Below are 24397 nucleotides of genomic sequence, written 5' to 3' on the forward strand. Positions count from 1 at the left end.
TGCCTTGCGATGTGCCTGGTGATAGAATTTGTCTCGTGATACTCGATGAAATCTACAAACACAAACTCCTTGAACTTTCCCGGTGCAAGGAGCGACGTCCCCTGGAACAACTTGAGGCGGCCCTCCCTAACATGGCCGGCACCAAGGACTTAGAGGGCGCGTTGAAGACGTCCAGCGGTCTCGGGCTGATAGCCGAGGTGAAGGCGGCCTCGCCGTCAAAGGGCATTCTGCGTCACGATATGAATCCCTCGCAAATCGCTTTAGAGTACCAAGAAGGTGGCGCCACCGCAATATCTGTTCTTACTGACGAAAAATTCTTTCACGGAAGACTTGCTCACCTCGAAGACGTTAGAAGGGTGGTAAGGCTGCCCCTTCTTCGCAAGGACTTTATCATAGACGAGTACCAGCTCGTTGAGGCCAGGACGAGCGGCGCGGATGCCGTACTCCTTATTGCGGCTATTCTCGATGAGAAAAAACTGGAGGCGCTTCTGAGCAGTGCCGGCCGGTTGGGCCTCAATTGCCTGGTGGAGGTGCATACGGAGGGAGAGCTTAAAAAAGTGCTCGATACGCCGGCGACATTAGTAGGGATAAACAACAGGGACCTCCATACGTTCAAGACCGACCTCGAGACCACCATCAGACTCAGGCCGCTTGTTCCTGAGGACAGGACGGTCGTCAGCGAAAGCGGTATCAAATCGAGGGGTGATGTAAGGCGTTTAGAAGACGCAGGGGTAGACGCAATACTCGTGGGAGAGGCCCTGGTACAGTCAGAAGATATTGAGAGAGATATAAGGGAGCTTATGGGATGGGACTGAAACGCGGCTATTCCTTGTAACTAGGCCCTACGAAGAGCTTACAAAGGCATATCCCGTCATTTTCCAGCTCGTTCTTAGAATAGATACAGGGGCAGACAATCTTGGAATCCTCTTTGGGATTACCGCTGAGTACCCTGCAGGGGCAGTATTCACCACCCGCTTTTATTTTTCTTATGGCGATACCGCGGATTATCGTGTTGGCAACATCGGTCTCGGGATTAAACAGGTAGGGAGTGGTCTCCAACCATTTTTCCAATCTCCCCCTTACCTCACGTTCAACTTGTTCGAGTGTTTTTCCATTTTCTGTGCTGGTTATCATTTTTTCCACTGTTGGTTGCGCCCCCCCCTAGGTTTGGTTAAGAAATACAAGTTTAGCATAAACCCACATCTTTTCAAGTCAAAAAGTTCAGGCCTCGCAGAATCAACATGTAGCAGGTATATCATAAAAGACCACAACATATTGAATGACAAACATTTATTTATATAAACATTGATGTTTCTTTGTTGACGTTTAGCGGACTTTTGCTATAATCCCTCCATTCGAGGGGCGGCTCAGATTGATGCCGGAGGTAAAAGAGATTATGTTGGACAGGGGAAAACTAGGCAGGAGCCTAGACTCGCTCCTCGGAAATATTGCTGAGGTAGAACCAACCGATAGTATCCTGCAGATTAGTCCGGAAAGCATTCAACCCAATCCTCATCAGCCGCGAAGGGAATTTTCACCACAGGCCATAGGCTCGCTTGTAGAATCTATACGAGAACATGGCATGCTCCAGCCGATACTGGTCCGGCCAGCCAAGGACGGTTACCAGCTCCTGGCGGGAGAGAGGAGGTGGCGCGCCGCAAAGGAACTCGGGTTGGGCAGTATACCCGCCATTGTGAAGGAGGCCACGTCAAAGCAATCCCTGGGGATTGCATTAGTAGAGAACCTGCAGCGTGAGGACCTGAACCCCATAGAGAGGGCCAAGGCCTTCTGGGAGCTTATGGAGGTCTTCGGGCTTACACAGGAGCAGGTTGGAAAGTATGTCGGCATGGACCGCTCTTCTGTTGCTAACACCCTGCGGCTGTTAGAATTGTCGATAGAAATCCAGGAGCATGTTTCACGTGGAACAATCTCACAAGGGCATGCCAGGGCATTGCTCGCGGCCAAGGGTGAATCGCTTCAGCAGAGATTGTGTCAGAGGGTAATTGACGAGGGGCTTACGGTAAGACAGACGGAGGCCCTGGCCGCCAGCGTAAGTAAAAATGCCCGGCGGAAGCGGCAAAATGGCAGAAATGGCAACAACCATAATGCCCGTGAACATGAAGACAGATTGAGCATGGCCCTGGGGACAAAGGTTCAGATACGCCACAGCGGCAGTAAAGGTAAGGTGGTCATCCACTTCAACGGAAATCCCCAGTTTGAAGACCTTATGAGCCGGCTCTGTGGGGGATAGATAGAAGCGTCCCACCCTGTTTAAGGATGAGTGTCGTTTACCGGGCGGGTGTCACACCGTAACTTCTTTGACAGGCAGTGGTTATAGACAATACCAATCTGGTGGCCTTGCGTTACCTGGGCGCTTTGCCACCAGACGGCCTTCCCTGCGCCCGTCGTAACAGATCTATCCCGATGGCCGGTTTCTCGTTCTCGTCTTAGTCTTAAGCGGTGAGTGCGCTAGATGAAGCGGGGTCAAAAATGATCACGACGCGTTTTATACATCACCCTTGCATACAGGACAAACAGAAATGCATATACCGCAGAGGGAGTCCTCTATCCCCAAACTAATACCAAATTCCAGGGCCTTCTTCCTGCACGTGTAGACGTCCAGCAACTCCTCACGCGGCATGCCGACACGCCACTCCCTGTCCCTTATGGCGTTGACCGGGCAGGCTTTCACGCACTCCACGCAACTATTGCAGTTGCCAACACTTACAGCAATTCCCGTCTCAAGTGGCATGTCCGTCAGCACGGTCCCTAACCGCACCCCGGGGCCATATGTCGAGGACACAAACAGGGACGACTTGCCTATCCATCCGAGTCCCGCAAGCGTGGCGGCCGTCTTATGTGGGAATTTTCCGTCAAACCATTTAAGATACTTTTTGCGTCCCGTGTCCTCGATGGTAGCTTGCACTATTTGAGCCCTGTAACCTGCGGACCTTATCATGACCTCCACGCCGTGCCCTATCCGGTTCAGGAGGGCGTTCTTCTCCCTGTACTGGAGATAGTAGGCCCAGTTCGGCCCGTTATGTATGGACTCTATTACCTCAAGCGGCAGGCTGCAGGCTATGGATATGGCGTAGGGGAAACCCATGGTCCCCGGGAGGTCGAGGCCCCGGAGTCTTGCAAAACCGACCAGTGATGCCCCCTGTTCGTATATGTATTGTCTTATAGTATGCTGAACCATCGCGTACAGAGTTTGTTTTCGCGCGTACGAAAGACTCTAGTAGGTGTCGTTCTGAGGGAACGAAGTGACCGAAGAATCTGACAATGCGTGTCAGATTCTTCTCCCCCTCAGGCGGGCCACAATGACACACGTGAGTAACACATCAAGTCTCGCAATACTTTCTTGTAAAGCGCTGCTTCATTTCATCAATGATTGAATGCGGGGGCGGAAATCCTTTGCCAGGCGGCCCAGCGTGGGCGAGATATCGTCTTCGTCGATTATGGCGTCTATCAGATAGAAGTCTTTGCTGTTGGTTGCCGTGCGGAGTGCTTTTGTAAAGTCTGTTGAGGTAGAGACTTGCGTGCCGTTTCCCCCAAGGCTCCTGGCCAGACCCACGTAGTCCCATGGGTGGACGTGGAGATAATCCCTCTCCTTGTCCAGCACCTTAAGTGTAGCAAAGCTGCTGTTGTCAAACACAATGACGATAGGGTTGAGGCCCATCTTCTTTGCGGTTGAAAGTTCAACCCCCGTCATCTGGAAACACCCGTCGCCCACCAGCACAACGGGTCTCCGGGAGGGCAGGGCCAGTTGGGCGCCTATTGCGCCGGGTGTGGCGAAGCCCATGCTCGCGTAGTATGCGGGTCCGATAAAGATGTCCGTCTTCAATTCAACAGAGGCAAACAACGGGTCGCCAACGTCGCTAATTACCAGGTGTTTGTTCGTTAGAAAATTGTTCAGCTCATCGATGATAGTTGCTACAGTGAGCTTCTTTGCTGCACGTGCCTTCTTCTTTCTGACGGTCTCTTTCCTCGGGGGTTTAAACGAGCGCCTTTTTAGTGTCTTTGTCTTTAACAGGCCCTTCATCACGTCTTGAAGGTTTACGTCCTTGTAGCAGTGGTGGCTCACACATACCTGCTCCGAGGTCGCCTGTATTATGTGTGGTGTGTAGGAGGCGAATACATCCGCCACGCCGAAGTCTATGGGTAACGAGCCGAGTGAGAGTATGCAGTCAGACCCCTCAACATAGTCCCTTACGTGTTTTGGGCTGAGCTTGCCGATATAATTGCCGATGAAATTCGGGTGACTCTCGGGTAGTACGGATTTGCCCAGAAGGGTTGTGGCCACGGGCATGTTCAGTTTTTCTGCCAGCCTCGCCAGGTCTTTCATCAGACCAAAGCGTTCAATCTCGACGCCTGCGTATATGACCGGACGGCGACTGGTGTTGAGTCTGTTGATTATCTCCCCAAGGGCCTCTTTCAGTACCGGGTCCTTGTTGCCGGTCTTCTCGCGTTTAGTGACGCACCTGGGCGGCGCATCGACATTGACCATATCCCTGGGTATCTCAATGTAGCCCGGACGGGAGAGTTTTTTTGTGGTATCTATTACCCTGTCTATCTCAGAAATAGCGCTTAGTTCGTCGTTCAGGACGGCCGTGGATGCCGTAACCTCTTGGTATATCTTGTGTTGTGACTCGTAGCGCTTTACCCTGTGATGGAAGAGCGCGTCCGGATCTCTACCGGCTATCTCAGGGGCGCCGGTCAGCACGATGACGGGAGATTTTTCCGCGTAGGCGAGGGCGATGGGGTTGACCATGCTTAACGCGCCGACACCCTGGGTGACGATTGCCACTCCCAGTCCTTTGAGGCGTGCATAGACGTCGGCGGCATAACCGGCGGAGGGTTCGTTCGTCATCACCACCGTCTTCATCCCGCACCTCTCCTGAGCCGCATAAAGGGGCAGGATGAAGTCGCCGGGGATGCCGAAGGTGTACTCCACCCCCTCCTCCTTCAGCCTCTTGAATATGTAGTCCGCGATGCGCACGTTGTGGTCTCCCCAATCTTAAGCTCTATATATTATCATTGCCGTGCATATGGTGTCAAACCGGTAAAAAATATTAAAGGCGTCTTATTTTTTTCTGCAAAGGGCAAACAAAAAATACAGGTCGTTGATTCCGGTTGACAAAAGTATTATATTGTGTGTGACGTTCCGTGACCCGATGCGGGGCCGTACACGAAAACCGGGGAGGTACGAATGGAGAAATCCATATACGAAGAGTTCCTGGAAAGGGGTCTCACCCGCCGCGACTTCCTGGGTTTCTGCGCCGCGATGGTTGGAACGCTGGCCCTCCCCTGGGATGCGGTGGCGAAGGTCGAGAAGGCCCTGAAATCCTCCAGACGGCTTCCTCTCATATGGCTTGAGCTGCAAAGCTGCACGGCCGATACCGAGTCTTTCCTGCGCGCGAGCAATCCTTCCGCGTCTCAACTTATCCTCGACGTCCTTGCGATAAACTATTCAGAGACCCTTATGGCCGCGGCGGGCCATCAGGCTGAAGAGGTATTGTGGAAGACGGTTGAAGAGGAAAAGGGAAAGTATGTCGCGGTCATAGAGGGTTCCATACCGACCGCGGACGGCGGTGTCTACTGTACCATCGGCGGGGAGACGGCCCTTGAGAGGACCAAAAGGGTTTGTAAAGATGCCGCGGCGGTTGTGAACGTCGGAACGTGCGCATGTTTTGGCGGTCTTCCCAGTGCAAGGCCCGACCCTACGGGGGCGAAGAGTGTCGAAGAGGCCATCCCCGGCGTTCGGAACCTGATTAACCTGCCGGCCTGTCCGGTAAACGTGGTAAACGTCTCGGCCACACTTGTCCACCTGTTGACGTTCGGCGGCATTCCGTCAAAGGACCGGTTACATCGGCCGCTGTTCGCCTACGGCAGGAGGATACATGATTCTTGTGAGCGGCGCGGTTCCTACGACGCGGGGTATTTTGTGGAGAAGTGGGGCGACGAGGGTCACAGGAGGGGCGGGTGTCTGTATAAGATGGGGTGCAAGGGCCCTGCGACCTTCCATAACTGCCCCAAAGTACGCTGGAACGGCGGCACGAGCTGGCCGGTCGGCAGCGGACATCCTTGTATTGGTTGCGCCGAGCCGAATTTCTGGGACAGCATGTCGCCTTTTTATGAACACCTGCCGACTGTACCCGGTTTCGGCGTGGCGACCTCGGTGGACAAGGTCGGCGCGGGGCTGGTAGCGGCGACTGCCGCCCTGTTCCTGCTCCATGGCGCGGGGAGCTGGGTCAGGGATAGAATCATACGAAAACAGGAAGAGAAGGAAGAAAAAGAAGGCCAAGAATAGGAGGAAGTCTCTGTTTAAAATTTAATAAAGAAGAAGAGATATGGAAAAGACACACGCTCCCGAAGAAATCATACAAAAGACGCGTGCCCGTTTTACGCGCATCGCCAAAGACCCGTCTTCTGAAAAGAGGTTCCCCGTCGGCCTGGAGAGCGCAAAACACCTCGGGTATGATGCGGACGAAATAGATTCAATGCCGGATTCTGTAACCGAGTCCTTTGCGGGTGTTGGTTGCCCAATTGCCCTTGGCCCGATAAACGAGGGAGAGACGGTGCTTGACCTTGGCTGCGGTGCAGGACTTGACAGCCTTCTTGCGGCACGCAGGGTGGGCCCGGAGGGGCGTGTCATAGGGATTGATATGACACCCGATATGGTGCGCAAGGCAAGTGAAAACGGCCAGAAGCTTGGGGTAGAGAACGTAGAATTTCGGCAAGGTTCGGCGGAGCAACTGTCTCTGGGAAATACCTCAGTCGATATCGTCCTTTCAAATGGTGTTATAAATCTCTGTCCCGATAAAGGACGTGTCGTTTCGGAAATTTATCGTGTCCTTCGCCCCGGAGGGCGTCTCTACGTGGCAGACATTACCCTTGAGGATGGGGTAGACCAGGCCACGGTAGAAAAACTCGGCACATGGTCCGACTGAATATGCGGTGCGATACCAGGAAGGTCGTTCCTGGAACTACTGAAGCAGGCGGGATTCGTCGATGCCCGGATGATTGGTAAGACGGTCTACCGCACCTCACGTTATACGGTAGGGGCCACGTTCATGGCCGGAAAACCGGAGTAGCGGAGCACGTCATGACACGGCGTTTTAATAAAAGAAGTTAAACCCGAGGAGGAAGAAAAATCACAAGAGTAGTCGTAGACCCGGTAACCAGGATTGAAGGCCATCTGCGGATAGAGGTGGAGGTAGACCCGGAGAAACACCTTGTCACAGACGCCTTCTCGTGTGCCACTATGTTCCGCGGCATAGAGATAATCCTTAAGGGCAGGGATCCCAGAGACGCGTGGCTCTTTGCGCAGAGGATATGCGGCGTCTGCACCGTGGTCCACGCCATGGCGTCAATACGCGCGGTGGAGAATGCCCTGGATATCCGTATCCCTCCCACCGCCCGTCTCATAAGAAATATAATTACGGCCACACAGTTTGTCCACGACCATACGATCCACTTCTACCACCTGCATGCCCTGGACTGGGTGGACATTACCTCTGCGCTCAAGGCCGACCCCGCCGGGACCGCCACACTCGCAGAGTCTATCTCAGACTGGAGCCCGTCCGGAACGGCCTACTTCAGGGGTGTGCGGGACAGGCTCAAGAAGTTTGTGGGGAGCGGGCAGATGGGGCCGTTCTCGAACGCCTACTGGGGACATCCCGCGTACAAGCTACCCCCGGAGGCAAACCTGCTTGCCGTGGCCCATTATCTTGAGGCCCTGGAATGGCAGAAAGATTTTGTAAGGATACACGCGATCCTGGGCGGTAAGAACCCGCACCTCCAGTCGCTCATCGTGGGCGGCGTATCTGTCCCCGTTGACCCGAATAGCGAGGACGCCCTGAATGCCGGCACCATCGCTACCATAAGAGACCTGGCCGTGAAGGCCCGGGATTTTGTGGAAAAGGTCTACCTGCCCGACTTGCTGGCGATTGCCTCGTTCTATAAGGAGTGGGGGGTGATAGGAAGGGGTGTCGGGAACTATCTATCGTACGGCGAATTCCCCATGAGCGACAACCCGCGGGACGTGTATATACCCGCCGGGATAATTCTTGAAGAAAATCTGGGTAAGGTACACACGGTTGACCAGGAAAAGATAGCTGAATACGTGACCCGTTCATGGTTTGAGTACTCCGGGGGCGACAAAGAGGGCAGGCACCCGTTCAAGGGGGAGACGAAGCCGCGGTATACCGGGCCAAAACCTCCTTACAAAGAGATTGGCACGGACGGCGAGTACAGCTGGTTAAAGGCCCCGCGGTATGAAGGGAGGGTGATGGAGGTAGGACCGCTTGCCAGGATGCTGGTTGCCTACGCCTCAGGCCATGAAAGGGTAAAGGGGCTCGTAGACGGCGCGCTCAAGACCCTGGACGTCCCGGCCGAGGCCCTGTTCTCTACGCTGGGCAGGACGCTTGCGCGGGGCGTGGAAACGGTGGTTCTGGCCGAGAAGATAATTGACTGGACGGATGAACTGGCCGTGAACATGGGCAGGGGCGAAATTCAGATACACGCCGGTGAGCGGTGGGACCCGTCGGAATGGCCTGCCGAAGCGATGGGTTACGGTCTCCACGAGGCCCCCCGCGGCGCGCTGGGACACTGGATACACATAAAGGACAGAAGCATCCACAACTACCAGTGTGTGGTCCCAAGCACCTGGAACCTGGGGCCGAGAGATGACAGGGGACAGATAGGCCCCGTGGAAAAGGCCCTTATTGGTACACCGGTGGCGGACCCGGCACAACCCCTGGAGATATTGAGGACCGTGCATTCTTTTGACCCCTGCATGGCATGCGGTGTTCACCTCTACGACACCCGGGGAAAGGAATTGAATTTCGTAAAGGTGGGATAGTATGGGCCCGAAGGTCGAGAAAAGGGTGGCGACGTATGTATGGGAACCGGTGGTAAGGTGGGCCCACTGGTTGATTGTCGTATGTATACTTGTGCTCGCCGCGACCGGGTATCTTATAGGAAACCCCGTGCTGCTCACCGGAAGTGGCGCGCTCATCATGAGCCACGTCAAGTTCATACACGTTGTTACCGCGCTGGTGTTTTCGACCGCCGTTTTTGTCCGGATTCTCTGGCTCTTCGTGGGGAACGAGTACGCGAGCTGGAGGGGCCTGATACCCGTAGACGCCGAGAGGCGGAAGAACGCCCTGGAGACGCTGAAGTGGTACTTTTTCCTCAAGATGAGGAGCCCCGGCTCTATCGGCCACAACGCCCTTGCCGGCATGGCGTATGCGGCGATTTTTTTGCTGTGTCTTGTAGAGATATACACGGGCCACGTCCTTTACGAGATGCACGGGAGCGGCGGTGTCGGCTGGGCGGTGGCGGTCTTTGGCGCCCAGGAGATTAGATTCGTCCATCATTTCCTGACGTGGGTATTTTTGATGTTCCTCGTCCACCACGTCTATTCCGTGTTTCTGTGCGCCATGAGCGAGAGAGACGGGCTTGTAGAGGCCATGTTCGACGGTTACAAGTTTATTGAGGAAGAGAAGCTTCCGAGATAATCAAGGGGCATACGCCGGAGGCGCACAGGCCCGACCGCAAGTATCCTACCTGAACAAGCCGATGACGAGGTTTATGAGGACCCAGAATAACCCGTTGGCGCCGCACACCATGCCGGCGTAGGCGAGGTAATGGCCTCTGAGCGGATACGCGCGAGTTGCCCTCATCCCAAGATAGCCGGTAATTATCGCGCCGACCGCAAGGAGTATCTGAATCACCATGATGGCGACGTGTACCATCAGGAAGAAGAGGATGAGGGACAGCACGCCCATAGCGAGGGAGATAATGGCAAAGATTGACCATCCCGGTTTGTAGTACTCCATGGTTTATGGCTCCACCGTAGAGGGTAGTAGGAAAATCTGCACGAATCTTACAACGCCCCACCGGCGAAATCAAACATTATTCATGAATACATTACCTCGCTCAGAATGACGTCGATTAACCAAACAGGTAGGTCATAGCCTCACCATGGCCGCACATTAATTTATCTGTCTCCTATATTCATCATTGTCAAGACGTGGCCTTAACCTACCCCTCTGTCATTCTGTGTGTAGCGTGGCAGCTTGCTGCCACGTTCAACGTTGGAGCAAGCTCCAACGCTACATCAAATCAACGACTGTAAAGGTCGTTGTCTACCGGGAACGTTTTTTGAAGATGTAGGGATAATTCATGTTACGCTAGAGAGGGGATTAGCTTTAGCGACAACGTCCTCAACAGTATTTTGTTTTTTGTGGCGGTTTTCGTGCAGCTATCAGGGAGCAAGGAGCAGTTTTGTGTCGCTATCGTCGAAGACGCAGCTGTGGCCCGTTACGTCGGTTTCTTCTTTGTACCTGCCGTAGGCAGTTACCTGCCCCACGGGCACGCCGAACGTCTGGAACCAGGGTATCCAGGAGGGTTTCTCCGGGCCGGCGCCCGTTATCACCGGGCCCAGGTTGTGGAGGTTTATGCCCTTCAGGGCCTGCCATACCACCCAGTGGCCCATGCTGTGGCCTACTATCTTAATACTCTCCTCGTACCGGCAGTTTTCCTTACTTAATTCCGCCTTTGTGCGCTCGATAAGGTCGTCACGCGCAATGATGTGTTTTCTCAGTATCCCCGCGACCCGTCGTACGTCCGCGCCGAAGAGGGTGGTGTAGTGAAGGAAGTTGCCCCACGTGAAGCCGGGACAGTTATGGTTCAGGAAGAACACGTCCTCGTCCTTCTCTTCTTTAGTGGTCTCGACGTGGAAGAGGCGTGTCGGGCTGTCCGGGGTTGAGGCCCTCTTGGTCTCCTCCGTGCAGGTTATCCGGATGCCGCCCAGTTGTCTCTGTTTCTTCTTATTCAGTAATATCTCATAGAGGGCGAAGATGGTGAATATACCGGGAGGGCAGCCCGACTGCCGTTCTATTTCCGCCGCCCGCCGGGCGTCGAAGTCGCAGATATCCTCTTCATGAGGGGTGTCGGAATCGGTCAGGTCTAGCCTCAGTCCAGGTACTATATAGATGGCCATTTTTCTTCTCGATTACCTCTAATTCTTTTTTCCCTTCCTTGACGTGGGCCTCGCCGGGGATGGGGCGGTGCCGTCCCGCTTGAAACCGGTATTTTATATGATAGAATGGCTGTAGTCAAAAATGATTATGGGTTTCTAACAGGGAAGGGATTTTTGGAGTTGCGGATTTTCCAAAAGATATTGACTGAGACTGTCTTCATCCCTTTTGACCTTTCCGTACGGTTCCCGTCCGCGTTGCCGCCGTTTTCCTTCCAGGGTTTCACCTGAATGCCCGTCTGAACCCCCTGGTCCGGGGGAATCTCGCCGGGGCATTTTCATGCCCGACCTCTGATATTAAAACCTCTGCAAAGTCCAATATTTTGGAGTTCTTTTCCAGAAGCGGGTCTCCGCCTGAGGCGGACGGGACTCCATAAGAGGATACTTTTTCAGGGGTCTCGCGTCAGGATGTTCTACAATCTTAAAGAGACAGGGGGTTTTCGTGTGAAGACCTTTTACATAGTTGGGTTGTTTTCAGTTGTTTTACTGTGCGGGTGTGCGGGCAGGCCCGCGGCCGGGCCTTACGTGTCAGAGTCAGGGTCAGAGCCTGACTCCCCCAGAGCGCAGAGACGGTTTGAGTTCTTGTATTCGGCGGATATTGCGAATATCCCAATGGCCGCAAAGGACGTCCGGATATGGTTCCCGGTACCGCAGTCCGATAAGAACCAGAGAATCAGCCGCCTGGAGATAAAGACCCCGGAAAGTTACGGGGTCCACACCGGGCCTGTGTATGGCAACAAGATAGGCTACATACACGTGACAGGCGCCCCGCCGCCAAGCATCCCCGTATCGCTCAGTTTTGAGGTGACACGCTACGAGGACCGGGGAGGCAACAGCCCTTCACCGCCCGGTGGAGACGTTCACAAATTCCTGCAACCCTCACGCCGCGGCGCCATAACCCCGGAGGTAAGTAAGGCCGCCTCAGGCATTGAGGATGTCTGGGCGGTACCTCAGGATAGACTGAAAGCCGCCTACCAGTACGTTATAGACAATATGGAGTATAAGAAGGAGGGAACGGGATGGGGCCATGGCGACACCGCCTGGGCCTGCAGGGTGGGATACGGAAACTGCACCGACTACCATGCCCTCTTCATCGCCCTGTCTCAGGCCATGGGGGTTCCCGCCAATTTTGAGATTGGCTTTTCACTGCCTTCCGGCGAGACAGAGGGCACGGTCGGGGGTTATCACTGCTGGGCACATTATTATATCCCGGAAGAGGGATGGGTCCCGGTTGACGTCTCCGAGGCCGACAAGCGCCCTGTTTTTAAAGACTACTTCTTTGGGGCGCACGACCCCAACAGAATAAAATTCACCATGGGGCGCGACATCATACTTGAGCCGAGACAGAAGGGCGGGCCGCTCAATTATTTTATCTACCCTTACGTTGAGGTGGATGGCATCCGGCACGAGGACATGACCCTGCGCATCAGTTTTAGAGACATTAGTGAATAACCCGGCATTACACCCGTCACAGTAGCAGTAGTAGTGGTATGTATAAAAGCCGTTGCAATGGGTTCGGCTTGGGGTAAAATAACTCTGCGTCGTTTCCCGGTAACAAATCTCAGAGGGGGATATATATGGGCCCGCCTTGTGTCATCCTCAGTGCCTGCAGGACCCCAATAGGTGCCTTAAACGGTTTTCTCGGCCCTCTCCCGGCCACTATGATGGGTGCCATCGTCGTTGAAGAGGCCATAAAGAGGGCGGGTATAAAACCGGAGGATGTAGACGAGGTCATAATGGGGAACGTCCTTTCTGCCGGACTGGGTCAGGCACCGGCCAGACAGGCTGCCCTGGGCGCGGGACTGCCGCCGGCGGTTTCCACCCTCACGGTGAACAAGGTCTGCGGTTCGGGACTGAAAGCTGTCATGCTCGGCGCGCAGTTGGTGTCTAGCGGTGAGGCGGGGATGGTGGTGGCCGGGGGTATGGAGAATATGAGCCGCTCGCCATATATACTGGACAGGGCACGCATCGGCTACCGGCTGGGACACAGTTATCTCATTGACAGTATAGTCAGGGACGGCCTGTGGGACGTATATAACGACTACCATATGGGTACCGCTGCCGAGCAACTGGCAGAGAGGTACAAGTTCTCGAGGGAAGACCTTGACGACTTCGCCGTCCAGAGCTACGAAAAGACCCTGCGGGCACAGCAGGAAGGCCGCTTCGACCACGAGATGGTGCCGGTGGAAGTACCGGGGGAGGACGGGGTGCCGGTTGTTATCAAGGAGGATGAATGTCCCGCGCGGTTTGACAGGGAAAGGATGTTTACGCTGCCGCCGGCGTTCAAGAAGGACGGAGGGCTTACACCCGGAAATTCATCTGCGATTAGTGACGGTGCGTCTGCCCTGGTGCTGACCTCGGAGGAGAATGCCAAAAATCTCGGCCTCAAGCCTATGGCCAGGATAGTAGCACATACCGAGGCGGGGCTGCAGCCTGAACTTTTTTCTATGGCTCCGGTTACGGCCATAAAGGAGCTTATGAACAAGACGGGGCTCAGCATCGATGATATCGACCTGTTCGAGATAAACGAGGCCTTTGCCTCCACAGCCCTTGCCATCACCCAGGAGCTCGCGATAGACCCCGGCAGGCTCAACGTAAAGGGCGGCGCAATCGCCCTGGGCCACCCGATAGGCGCCAGCGGCGCGAGGATTCTTACCACACTCCTGTATGCCATGAAGGAACGTCAGGTGCAGAAGGGCCTGGCCGCTCTTTGTATCGGAGGAGGTGAGGCCGTGACAGTGGTGGTAGAGGCGGTGTAGTATAAGACTATGGAATTCTGTATTATGATTGGTAGTTGTATAGAATTTGGTTTTGTCCGCATTTATTATGGAGATACGTGATGGAGATTAAGCGCGTAGGTGTAGTGGGCAGCGGGCAGATGGGCCAGGGCATCGCTCAGGTGGTAGCTACGGCCGGGATGGAGGTAATTCTTACCGACCTGAGCGAGAAGCTTCTTAAAAGGGCCATGGAGCACACCTCGTGGGGTATCCACAAGCTCATCGAAAAGGGCGTCCTGAAACCTGAACAGCAGGATGAGATATTGGACAGGATAACGGGTACCGTCAACCTGAAGGATATGCGCGGCGCGGACGTCATCATCGAGGCGGTCAGTGAGAACGAGTCGTTGAAGCTGGAGCTGTTCGCTATGCTCGACCCGATGTGCCCGCCGGAGACCATCTTTGCCTCAAACACGTCATCAATACCTATTGCGAGGCTGGCGGAGGCCACCATGAGACAGGAACAGTTTGTGGGAATACACTTCATGAACCCCGCGCCTGTGATGGAACTGGTGGAGATAATTCCGGGCCCCAAGACCTCGAAAGAGACCCTTGCCGTTGCAAGGTCGTTGTGTGAGCGGCTGGGTAAGACCGCAATAGAGGTGAAGGACTCCCCCGGCTTTGTAGTCAACAGGATACTGGGGCCGATGATAAACGAGGCCGTCTATCTCCTGCAAGAGGGGGTCGCCAGTAAGGAAGACATCGATAAGGCCATGAAACTGGGCACAAAACACCCCATCGGCCCCCTGGCCCTGGCGGACTTTGTGGGCCTGGACACCTGCCTGGCCATAATGGAGATCCTTCACGAGCAGATGAAAGACTTCAAGTATAAGCCCTGCCCGCTCCTGAAGGAATACGTGGGGGCCGGGAAGCTGGGCGTGAAATCGGGGGAAGGGTTTTATAAATATAAATGAGGCTTGGTGAATTCACCATACATAGCTGCTCCGACGGTCTCTTTCGCCTCGACGGCGGCGCTATGTTCGGGATTGTGCCCCGTGTGCTGTGGGAGAGGACAGACCCGCCGGACGACAAAAACAGGATTCTCCTCGCCCTTCGCTCTTTACTCATTCAGACGGGAGAGGTCAACATCCTGGTAGACACCGGTATCGGGAGCAAGGGTGACCAGAAATTGCGTGACATCTATATGATTGACAGGAACCCGCCGCTTGAGGGCGCGCTTGCTGCACACGGCCTTACACCGGGAGACATTGATATTGTTATAAACACCCACCTCCATCTGGACCACGCCGGGGGCAACACCTGTACCGGGGACGGCGGCGGCATCGTCCCGGCCTTCCCCGGCGCGAAATACGTTATCCAAAAGGGCGAGTGGGAAGATGCCGCAAACCCGGACGAGAGGAGCAGGGGGTCTTACATAGCCGAAGACTTCCTGCCGCTTGAGGGTTTTAAGGGGGCGATAGAGTTTATAGACGGAATGGAGGTTGAGGTCGTTACCGGCGTATCCGTCATGGTAACGGGCGGGCACACGCCCTTTCACCAGTGTGTAAAGGTGGAGTCCGGGGGAGAAGCGGCACTCTTTCTGGCCGACTTGGTACCCACTGCCAGTCATCTGCCCCTGCCTTACATGATGGCCTATGACCTTGTCCCGCGTGATACACTCAGGGCGAAAAAGCACCTCCTCAAGCGGGCCGTAGAGGAAGAGTGGCTGGTCGTGTTCCAGCACGACCCAAGGGTAGAGGCCGGGTATCTGCGGATGGAGGGCGAGAGGCCGGTGTTGCGGGAGGAGGTCAAGCTCTGATGGGGAATCAACTTGTAGATTGTGTGGTAAAAGACGGTGTAGCCATAGTGACGTTTAACAACCCTCCGGTAAACGCCCTTTCCTCGCGGGTGATGAACGAACTGGATAAGACGTTGAGTGAACTGGACGACGTCAGGGTCATCGTCATTACAGGTGGAGGGAAGCTGTTCAGCGTGGGTGTCGATATAAAGGAGCTGGCCGGGATCTCGTCCGGCGAAGAGGCGAGGCGTTTTAGCGAGGGCTGCCATCGGGTGTTTGGCAGGCTTGAGAGTTCTAAGCGTCCGGTCATTGCCGCCGTTAACGGCCACTGTCTGGGCGGTGGTCTGGAACTTGCCCTTTGCTGCCACATAAGGATAGCGTCCGAGAACGCGCATCTGGGGCTGCCGGAGATAAACCTGGGCATCTTCCCCGGCGCCGGCGGCACACAGCGCCTTCCCAGGGTGGTGGGCAGTGCCAAGGCATTTGAGATGATACTGACGGGTGAACCCCTGAACGCCGATGATGCCTTCGCCTGCGGGCTTGTAAGCCGTGTGACCAGGCTGGAGTCGCTTATGGACGAGGCCCTCTTTCTTGCAAAAAGGATTGCCGCTAAACCGGGCCGTGCCGTTTCCCTTGTAGTCGAGGCCGTGGAGAGTGGGTGCAACATGCCCCTTGAACTGGCGCTTGAACTGGAATCAAAACTCTTTGGCGACGTCTTTACGACCGGGGACAGTAAAGAAGGGCTTAAGGCCTTCCTGGAAAAGCGCCCCCCCAAGTTTAAGCATAGATAGACGGGAAGGGTAAATAAAAACTTTACGTAAAGAGCTATGCCCCTACGTTTGGATTTGCCTCACACCCGCATAACGACATCAATTTTGCGGGGTTTTTCAGAGATTACAAATAACTCAGGGACCGGCTGTTAATGAACATAATTGCCTGCGCAAGGCAAGTGCCTGCACTTGAATCCACTATCAAACCACAGTCCTCTCCCCCGTTTATTGACAGTTCCGGCCTGACGTATATGACCAACCCGTTCGATGAGTTCGCGGTTGAGGAGGGTATACGGATAAAGGAGAGGCTGGGAGGGGGTGAATTGACCGTGGTGGCGGTGGGGCCTGAGGATGCTGACCAGATGCTGCTAAACGCGCTCGCAATGGGCGCGGACAGGGCCGTGCATGTAAACGTTAAAGAAGAAATTACGCACCGGCTGGACTCTTTTACGGTCGCGTCCCTGCTCAGGGATGCGATTAGTGAGAAAGGGAAGGGGTTTGATATCATCTTGTGCGGGAAGGAGGCCGTTGACGACCGGCAGGGCGCGGTGGGGATAGAACTGGCCGAGCTTCTGGGGCTGCCCCACGTGGCGGCGGTGACCGGGCTGGACATAGATTTGGAGACAAAAAGGGCCACAGCCCGCAGGCAGATTGAAGCGGCGTGGGAGATTGTCGAGTGTCAACTGCCCGCGGTGATTACCTGTCACAAGGGCCTGAACGACCCGCGCTACCCGCCGCTGCCGGGAATTATGAAGGCGCGCGCGAAACCGCATGAAGACATAACAGACCCGAAAATGCCGGCGGCGAAACTATTACTCACAAGACTTGAAAATCTGCCCCGGAGACAGGCAGGCAGGAAGCTGGAGGGGAACGTCCCGCAGGTGACCGGGGAGCTCCTGCGCCTGCTGCACGACGAGGCCAGGGTGATTTAGTTCTTACGGTGAATTGGTGTGCAGGGACGGGTTTTTGAATCGTGCCTGAGGCAGACCCCCCATTTGTGGGGCGGGCCTGTCCGTGGGCGGACAGACCTAAAGGTCTGTCCCTACGAGAACCGTAGAACTTCATAAATAGGTTTAATAGCTTGCGTCTCGAGGTACGCAATATTGCTTAATGTCATTGCGAGGGACGAAGGCCCGAAGCAATCTCGGAGGTTTTTTGGGTAATTGTCTAATGGGAAGCAAGCAATATTACGTCTACATAATGACCAACAAAAGAAATACTGTTCTTTATACCAGGGTAACGAACAACCTGAAAAAGCGGACTTATGTGCATAAAAACAAGTTGGTTAACGGCTTCACCAAAAAGTACAACGTGGGTAAATTGGCGTACTGTGAGGTCTTTGATAGTGTGGAAACTGCAATACGCAGGGAGAAACAAATCAAAAGCGGCTCAAGACAAAAGAAGGTGGCTTTAATAAACAGGGTTAACGGAGAATGGAGGGATTTGTACGAGGAAATATGAGATTGCTTCGCTTCGCTCGCAATGACGGTTTGAGGTTAAGGTGATTTACTGTGTGGGTGAGATATTGTATACGGGGGCCTCTTTTGTTTATTAGCTTTGCAACTAAAACCAGTCTGCATCCAGAGGCACACTATGTTATTTTGTGTCATTGCGAGTCCACCTCAGGTAGACGAAGCAATCTCATGGATGCCTGTTAGAAGGTTTGGAAGATAAAAATATGCCACAAGAAATCCTGGTCATAACAGAGCAGAGGGGCGGAGAGTTTAAGAACGTAAACCTTGAGGTCATCGGGGAGGCGCAACGCCTCTCAGATGCCTGCGGGCTGGGTTTCAGCGTCTTTTTGTTGGGCCATAAGATTGATGAGCTAACCGGGCCCCTGCTCAATTATGGTGCCGGTGAACTTCTGGTGGCGGATTCTGAGATTTTGAAGGAGTACAATAACCAGGTCTATACGCACGTCCTGGCGGGTGAAATCTCCGGGCGTGAGAAAAAACCCGCGGCCATCCTCCTTCCCGCCACCGCAACCGGCAAAGACCTGGGCCCCCGGCTGGCGGCCCGGCTTGGAGGCGCCTATATCGCCGACTGTATCGCGCTCGATATAGACGGCGATTATTTGTTGGAGGCAAGGCGTCTTGTGTATGGTGGCAGTGTCATCGCCACAGTGAAGAGTGTCTGTCCCGAATCACAGGTCGCCACGCTCAGGCCAAATACCTTCGACAGGGCGGAGATTATTACTGATAAAGAAACCGCCGTTACCGGGATAAAGGCCGGACCACCGCCCAACCTGCGGACGGTCCTTAAAGAGGTTGTGTACGAGAAAGAACGCGGCATGGACATCGCCGAGGCCAGGGTGGTCATCTCAGGCGGCAGGGGCATGAAGGGGCCTGAGAACTACGGTATACTCGAGGAGCTGGCGGGCCTTCTAGGCGGAGCGGTGGGCGCCTCAAGGGCCGCGGTGGATGCGGGCTGGAGACCCGCGGACACACAGGTGGGCCTTACAGGTAAGACGATTGCCCCTGAGCTATACATAGCCTGCGGCATCTCCGGCTCCCCGCAGCACCTGGCGGGGATGATGTCGTCCAGGTGTATAGTCGCCGTAAACAAAGACCCCGACGCGCCCATCTTCAAGGTGGCCGATTACGGCGTAGTAGCGGACCTGTTTGATGTAATTCCCCTGATGATAGAGGGGCTAAAGAAGAAGAATAATAAGGAGTAATTGGCCTTAAATAACTCTTTTACGGAGCGAGCTTCCATGTTAAGAAAACTACACAGAATAGTGGCGATAGTCTTTACCCCGTTCCTGCTGATTACTCCCATAACCGGCATTATACTGCTCTTCAGAAAGACCGGACTTTACGGCGATGAGACAAAAAACCTGTTGCAGGGTATGCACAACTGAGAGATTGCCGCAAACTATGTAGGGATAATACTGGCGCTGGGGCTTATTTTTATAGTCGCGACCGGCCTGGTCATGTTTATCCAGTATTGTTCAAGACGGGACAGGATATTTTAGATACAGGTTGTCTTCTGCAAGTGGCTGATGTGCGGCAATGCTGTTCATGACAAGGGTGTATATATTTTCCTAACTACCAGACAGCAGCTCTATTATGTCTACCACCTTCACGTCCTCTCTGTCTCTTGTCTTAAGGCCGTTTGACAGCATGGTCAGGCAGTAGGGACAGGCGGTGGCTATGATATCGGCCCCGGTCTCAAGCGCCTGGTCGGTGCGCATCTCGTTAAGATTCTTGCCAATCTTCTGTTCCATCCACATATGCCCGCCGCCGCCCCCGCAGCAGAAACTCCTGCACCTCGTGAGTTCCATCTCCTTAAAATGTCCCGTGTCGACGAGATGGCTGATTATCTCTCTCGGCTCATCGTAAATAATATTGTGCCGGCCGAGATAGCAGGGATCGTGGTACGTGACGGTCTTGCCCGCGAGGCCAGCCTCGGTTTTTTTGGTGAGCAGGTGTTTAGTCTGAGCAAGGTTTTTAGCGATGAATTCGGTGTGGTGCAGCACATTAAAATCCCCGCCGAACTGGGGGTATTCGTTCTTAAGGGTGTTGAAACAGTGGGGGCAGCAGGTGACTATGTCTTTTACGTTGTATTTCTCAAGGAGTTCAATGTTTTGTCTTGCGAACTGCTGGAAATCCATCTCGTCGCCGAACCTCCTGAGCGGGTCGCCGCAGCATATTTCTTCCGCGCCCAGGATGCCAAAGTCTACCTTCATCTCTTTTAAAACCCTGGCAAAAGCCTGTGTCGTCCGGCTGTTCCTGTCGTCAAACGCACCCGCGCACCCTACCCAGAATAATAATGGGGTCTCTGTCCCGCCGCCCTCCGAGAGCCGTTTTATCCCAGAAAGCCCCTCCGTCCAGTCCTCTCTCCGAGCGTTATCGAGACCGTACGGGTTTTTCCGGGTGCATATCTTCTTGATAGTCCCTGTAACCTCGGCGGGGTATTTACCCTCCATTAGTCCGGGTCCCCTGCGCAGGTCTATTATCTTTTGCAGGTGTTCTATGTTTACCGGGCAGTGCCGCACGCAGGCACGGCACGTCGTGCACGCCCATATCTCCGCGTCGCTTATCTTCCCGCCGGGGAGCCGCCCGGCCATGTCCTCTTCCATCTGCGACCTGATGTCCAGGATGATTTTCTGGGGTTTCAGGGGTTTCTCCGCCAGTGTGGCCGGGCACTGGGCATCGCACCTGCCGCATCTCATACAGGCGTCCACGTCCAGTAGCTGTTTCCATGTAAAATCCTCCGGGCTCAGCACGCCGAAGACCTGCGTTTCCGTTTCTACGTCCCCGGCGGCCTCCGTCTCAATATCCGGCAGGTCAAGCGGTTTGAGGGCGCCTTCCGGCTGAGCTGAACGTAGGAATATGTTCAGCGGCGCCGTGAATATATGCAGGAGTTTTGAGTACGGTATGTAGGCGAGAAAGACCATCGCAAGCGTCATATGGAGCCACCAGAGGGCGGTGTGTATCGCAAGCAGTTTGTCCGTCGTAATCGTGCCGGCGGGGCCGTCGCCCCCTGAGAAGACGGCAATAATGAGGAGTGAATAGGCGTACCCCACCGGGGAGTATATGGCCCACACGGGTTGAGTGGCGGCTATCCTTGCCCCTTCGACCAGGAAACCTGTGATAAGTATAACCAGCAGCAGGCCCAGGACGATGGCGTCGTCCCGCCGGTTTTCCAGAAACTCTTCCTCGGACAGATAGTGTCTGTAGGCGGCAAGCAGTACGCCGACGAGAAATAATGCCCCGAAGACGTCCAGGGTGAAGGAGTAGCAGAGATAGAAATTGCCGTAGAGTATCTTCCATCCCAGATGCAGTTGCAGGGCGATAAGACACGTGCCGATAAACAGCACGGTGAAGCCGAAGAACATAAGGGCGTGGGTCACGCCGGGAAAGGTCTCACGGAGTATTTTGCGGTGTCTGAAGATCGTCCATAAAGTGGACGTCAGGCGGCTGGAGAGCTGGCCGAACGGGTCTTCTTTCCGGCCCGCGGACCACAGCCTGACGCGCCGGTACATGCCGTATAAGAAGATGACGAGTGCGAGGGCAAAGACCGCATAGAGCAGCGTGTGATGCCCGACATTCCAGTAAATCTCTCTCGTGGGGGTCATGAAAAGATATTATAGCCTCAAAGGCGTTTAACGGACATTCTTAATTGCTCGTGTTGTAGTGTGACCTCTAGAAAAGGCCCTGCATTTTAAAACCTACCCGGGAGAAAAATATAAAAGCGTCTATTCCTGTAATCTTTCCTTTACACTGAAAATCCTTGCCCCGGGACATACGTAATATACGTAATTTCAGCTTGATAAAATACGCTAAAGACGTAACACTTCTATTGTTATCAATGGTGAGATGGTGGCATGGACAATGTGTTTCTGAAGTTTGAAGATAATCCGGAGGCGGAACGGGGGGAGAGGTGTTGAAGGGACTATCGCCATTCCAGGGCTACTGATTGCAGCTACAAATCCTGTAGCTAAATCTACAGAATTTGTAGTATGCATGGTGTCCCGGTTTAAAGCAGGTCGTTCTACCGGTGGCAGGGCGTTACAAGTAAGTAATGATGCGCCAGTATGATACGGTTGCCGATGTGGCGTCATAAATGCGCTTTTAGCGTATTTGTATCCACGATATCATTTGGTACGTTTTTTGCAAGGGTGTACTTTGTGAGATGTACGTCATTCATGATGCCGTTGCTGTATTTCGGAGAAGGGAGAAAACAACAATGACGTTCAACCTAAAGTACGTGTGGGTGATGGTTGTATCGTTTCTTTTTGCCGTTTCAGCTTTTGCAGCGGATTACCAGGGAAGTTTAACCTCACCGGATTCTAGTCCTGACGTCGAGGTGACAGTAGCGACTCAGGGCGACCGGTGGTGGAGTAACGTAGAAATTAATCTAAAGAATGCCGCGGTATATCCGCTGGATTTTACAGACGGCACGATAGAATTTGATACACCTGCCCATGTGGGCAGCGTTTGGGGCGATTTCCAGCCCCTGTCGTACCCGTCTAACATAGCGGTAAATTCGGCACAAGGCGGCGGCGACTTTCATAATGTTGTGGTGTTGACTTTTCCCAGCGGTTCCTGGGTGAATACAACGCTACCGGCCGGCGGTAGCATTACCATAAAGTTTGGCCTTTCAGCCGGAGTTAGTCCTTCGGATCTCAAGAATGTCAAAGTGTTCTTAGGTAATGTGCTACCACCAGGGGGAAGTGACGGCATGATTAACCTGGTTGCGCCCGGTATGCCCGCAGGCGATGTCAGCGGTAAGCGTCCAAACGTAGACATCAAAGGTCCTAACGGTTATGAGACATCCGTTAGTTTGAATTGGCAGGAAAGAAGGACGGTGGACAATTTAGTTTATGGTGATTATACAGTCTATGTTAATGACGTGGGCGTCTATCAAGCTCAACCGGCAGAGCAGCGCATCTCGCTCAGTACATCTCAGAAGACGGCGGATGTCACCTGGCAATATGTAAGGCCTATACCGGCTGAAGTATCCATTGTGATGCCAGAGGCACCTTTATCGGGGTTAACGGCACGAGATATTTATTTACAAAACGTGACTACCGAAGCTCAGAGGAACGTTCAGGCCGGGTGGGGGGAGACAACGGGAGTTAGTGACCTGACATCGGGCGATGGCTACAAGGTGTGGACACAGTCCTTCAGTGCGAACGGTATCGAGTACACTCCGAATTACACGGAAAAGAATCCACTTGAATTTTTGGCCTCATCAAATAACCCCGCTACCGCCACGCTTAGCTATGACGAGGAGGCGATATACTCCGACGTTGCGGTTAACGTAGAGGTAACCGGGTTGCCGGATAGCTCAGCGGCGGTCACGGTCACGTTAACGGGGACTGACGGCACCGTTTACACTCATCAAGTCTCGTCAGGTGCCCACGCCTTTGATTACGTGGCGGTGGGCCAATACAATGTGGCAGCCAGTGATTATGAATCTGGTGGTGAGGTATACCGTGCGTCGATTACGAATCCTTATAACATCAGCGAGAGTATTACCATTCCCATTCAATACAAAAGCGGCGAGGGCTCTGGAAACGGAAACTTCTATGCGCCTTATGTTGATCTGACGTTAAACGTTCGCTGGGATCCGGCAACAGGCGGGATGGCCCCGGTTGATCTTGCAGGGCTTATGACGGAGTCTGGTGTAAAACATTTAGTTCTTGCCTTTGTGGTTGCGTCAACTGATGGGTCACATGAACCGGCCTGGGGTGGTTATGCAGAGTACGCCGTGGCCCAGGGATTCGGCAGGGAAACGATCCAGGACGTAAGAGTGCAAGGCGGGGACGTGATTATTTCATTTGGCGGCTTTCTTGGGACGTATTTGTCTCAGGCGTGTACGAACGTGCCGGAATTAGTAAATGCCTACAAAAAAGTCATCAACATGTACAATGCGCAGCATATCGATTTTGACGTTGAAGGTACGCAGGTCGCCGACGTGGTGGCAATGCAAAGGATGGTTGATGCGCTCGTCTTGATACAAGGGGAGTATCCGAATCTGAAAATCGGTTTTACCTTACAGGTTGCGCCAAAGGACGGGTTAAATCCGGCCGGTGCGGCAGTACTGAGAGACGCCGTTAATAAGGGCCTGCGATTTGGCCTGGTGAATTTAATGACCATGGATTATGGTGGATGGAACACCGATTATCAGCCGGATAAAATGGCGCAGCATGCCATGGACTCGGCGCAAAAGACGTTTGAATACTTAGGGACGCTGTATCCCAACAAGGCTGATGGTGAAATCTGGTCGTTAATAGGACTTACACCAATGATTGGTGTGAATGATGTTTGGTACTATAGTAACGTGCCGTCACCAGCACCTGAACGATTTACACTAAACGACACGGACACGATTGTTGAGTGGTCTAAGGACAAAGGAATTAAATTTTTGTCAGGCTGGTCATTAAACCGTGACCACCCGTGTGACAGTACATGGGCGAATAACCACTGTACCGGTGCCGTTGACGGCCAGAGAATGCAACAGTATGATTACGAGTTTGCAAGGCATTTTGTTGGGTTTTGAGAGATGAAGTGTAGGTTAAGCGACCAATAAATATATGCTGGTAATTGGTCGTTGGACT

22 protein-coding genes are annotated in these 24397 nt (G+C 53.9%); 16 read left to right on the forward strand and 6 right to left on the reverse strand.

The features are described 5' to 3' along the window. Nucleotides 1-35: 35 nt before the first annotated feature. Entirely contained in the window at nt 36-815 is a 780-nt protein-coding gene (trpC, locus tag NOU37_06390) for an indole-3-glycerol phosphate synthase TrpC (protein MCQ4574861.1), read from the forward strand. A 7-nt stretch (nt 816-822) separates the two neighbouring features. Here trpC and NOU37_06395 read toward each other — a convergent pair whose 3' ends face one another. Continuing rightward, nucleotides 823-1134 (reverse strand): hypothetical protein, encoded by a 312-nt coding sequence (locus NOU37_06395; GenBank protein MCQ4574862.1) that lies wholly within the window; start codon nt 1132-1134, stop codon nt 823-825. A gap of 241 nt (nt 1135-1375) precedes the next feature. Here NOU37_06395 and NOU37_06400 point away from each other — a divergent pair, with 241 nt between their 5' ends. Next, nucleotides 1376-2251, forward strand: a complete 876-nt coding sequence (locus NOU37_06400) for a ParB/RepB/Spo0J family partition protein (protein ID MCQ4574863.1) — start codon at nt 1376-1378, stop codon at nt 2249-2251. Between the two features lie 255 nt (nt 2252-2506). On the opposite strand, the gene NOU37_06405 is transcribed toward NOU37_06400, so the two are convergent. Together NOU37_06405 and NOU37_06410 are read right to left on the reverse strand one after the other, a co-directional pair. Continuing rightward, the gene (locus NOU37_06405) at nt 2507-3199 is read right to left on the reverse strand and encodes a hypothetical protein (protein ID MCQ4574864.1); all 693 of its coding nucleotides are present in this window, start codon (nt 3197-3199) and stop codon (nt 2507-2509) included. 177 nt (nt 3200-3376) lie between these two features. After that, the gene (locus tag NOU37_06410) at nt 3377-4999 is read right to left on the reverse strand and encodes a thiamine pyrophosphate-binding protein (protein ID MCQ4574865.1); all 1623 of its coding nucleotides are present in this window, start codon (nt 4997-4999) and stop codon (nt 3377-3379) included. 210 nt (nt 5000-5209) lie between these two features. Here NOU37_06410 and NOU37_06415 point away from each other — a divergent pair, with 210 nt between their 5' ends. The 4 genes from NOU37_06415 (at nt 5210) to cybH (ending at nt 9521) form a co-directional block, all read left to right on the forward strand. Further along, nucleotides 5210-6310: a hydrogenase small subunit gene (locus NOU37_06415; protein ID MCQ4574866.1), complete on the forward strand. Its 1101-nt coding sequence runs from the start codon at nt 5210-5212 to the stop codon at nt 6308-6310. 40 nt (nt 6311-6350) lie between these two features. Further along, complete coding sequence (locus NOU37_06420) at nt 6351-6950, forward strand: methyltransferase domain-containing protein (GenBank protein ID MCQ4574867.1); 600 nt, start codon at nt 6351-6353, stop codon at nt 6948-6950. 260 nt (nt 6951-7210) lie between these two features. Then, nucleotides 7211-8863, forward strand: a complete 1653-nt coding sequence (locus NOU37_06425) for a nickel-dependent hydrogenase large subunit (protein ID MCQ4574868.1) — start codon at nt 7211-7213, stop codon at nt 8861-8863. Between the two features lies 1 nt (nt 8864). After that, entirely contained in the window at nt 8865-9521 is a 657-nt protein-coding gene (cybH, locus tag NOU37_06430) for a Ni/Fe-hydrogenase, b-type cytochrome subunit (protein MCQ4574869.1), read from the forward strand. Nucleotides 9522-9566: 45 nt separating this feature from the next. Here the strand turns inward: cybH and NOU37_06435 are convergent, their stop codons facing one another. After that, nucleotides 9567-9842, reverse strand: coding sequence for a hypothetical protein (locus NOU37_06435; GenBank protein ID MCQ4574870.1), 276 nt, complete (start codon nt 9840-9842; stop codon nt 9567-9569). Between the two features lie 428 nt (nt 9843-10270). Then, on the reverse strand, nt 10271-11008 hold the full coding sequence (locus tag NOU37_06440; GenBank protein ID MCQ4574871.1) for a hypothetical protein: 738 nt from the start codon (nt 11006-11008) through the stop codon (nt 10271-10273). A gap of 480 nt (nt 11009-11488) precedes the next feature. Between NOU37_06440 and NOU37_06445 the strand changes: the two genes are divergently transcribed. From NOU37_06445 to NOU37_06485, 9 genes are all read left to right on the forward strand, one after another. Further along, nucleotides 11489-12496, forward strand: coding sequence for a transglutaminase domain-containing protein (locus NOU37_06445; protein ID MCQ4574872.1), 1008 nt, complete (start codon nt 11489-11491; stop codon nt 12494-12496). Nucleotides 12497-12621: 125 nt separating this feature from the next. Beyond that, nucleotides 12622-13803 (forward strand): acetyl-CoA C-acetyltransferase, encoded by a 1182-nt coding sequence (locus tag NOU37_06450; protein ID MCQ4574873.1) that lies wholly within the window; start codon nt 12622-12624, stop codon nt 13801-13803. A gap of 80 nt (nt 13804-13883) precedes the next feature. Further along, nucleotides 13884-14735 (forward strand): 3-hydroxyacyl-CoA dehydrogenase NAD-binding domain-containing protein, encoded by an 852-nt coding sequence (locus NOU37_06455; GenBank protein ID MCQ4574874.1) that lies wholly within the window; start codon nt 13884-13886, stop codon nt 14733-14735. Next, nucleotides 14732-15580, forward strand: a complete 849-nt coding sequence (locus tag NOU37_06460; GenBank protein ID MCQ4574875.1) for an MBL fold metallo-hydrolase — start codon at nt 14732-14734, stop codon at nt 15578-15580. Before NOU37_06455 ends, NOU37_06460 begins: the two co-directional genes overlap by 4 nt. After that, nucleotides 15580-16350 carry an enoyl-CoA hydratase-related protein gene (locus NOU37_06465; GenBank protein MCQ4574876.1) on the forward strand — a complete coding sequence of 257 codons (771 nt, stop codon included), beginning with the start codon at nt 15580-15582 and terminating at the stop codon, nt 16348-16350. Before NOU37_06460 ends, NOU37_06465 begins: the two co-directional genes overlap by 1 nt. A 131-nt stretch (nt 16351-16481) precedes the next feature. After that, nucleotides 16482-17261 (forward strand): electron transfer flavoprotein subunit beta/FixA family protein, encoded by a 780-nt coding sequence (locus tag NOU37_06470; GenBank protein ID MCQ4574877.1) that lies wholly within the window; start codon nt 16482-16484, stop codon nt 17259-17261. Between the two features lie 238 nt (nt 17262-17499). Beyond that, a complete protein-coding gene (locus NOU37_06475; GenBank protein MCQ4574878.1) occupies nt 17500-17790 on the forward strand; it encodes a GIY-YIG nuclease family protein in 291 nt (96 codons plus the stop codon). 217 nt (nt 17791-18007) lie between these two features. Next, on the forward strand, nt 18008-19006 hold the full coding sequence (locus NOU37_06480; GenBank protein ID MCQ4574879.1) for an electron transfer flavoprotein subunit alpha/FixB family protein: 999 nt from the start codon (nt 18008-18010) through the stop codon (nt 19004-19006). Between the two features lie 36 nt (nt 19007-19042). Further along, complete coding sequence (locus NOU37_06485; GenBank protein MCQ4574880.1) at nt 19043-19189, forward strand: PepSY domain-containing protein; 147 nt, start codon at nt 19043-19045, stop codon at nt 19187-19189. Nucleotides 19190-19372: 183 nt separating this feature from the next. On the opposite strand, the gene NOU37_06490 is transcribed toward NOU37_06485, so the two are convergent. Next, a complete protein-coding gene (locus NOU37_06490) occupies nt 19373-21409 on the reverse strand; it encodes a heterodisulfide reductase-related iron-sulfur binding cluster (protein MCQ4574881.1) in 2037 nt (678 codons plus the stop codon). Nucleotides 21410-22020: 611 nt separating this feature from the next. On the opposite strand from NOU37_06490, the gene NOU37_06495 reads away from it, so the two are divergent. Then, on the forward strand, nt 22021-24339 hold the full coding sequence (locus NOU37_06495) for a chitinase (protein ID MCQ4574882.1): 2319 nt from the start codon (nt 22021-22023) through the stop codon (nt 24337-24339). The last annotated feature ends 58 nt before the right edge of the window (nt 24340-24397 follow it).

Source organism: Candidatus Bathyanammoxibius amoris, assembly GCA_024451685.1.
Taxonomy (GTDB): Bacteria; Planctomycetota; Brocadiia; order Brocadiales; family Bathyanammoxibiaceae; genus Bathyanammoxibius; species Bathyanammoxibius amoris.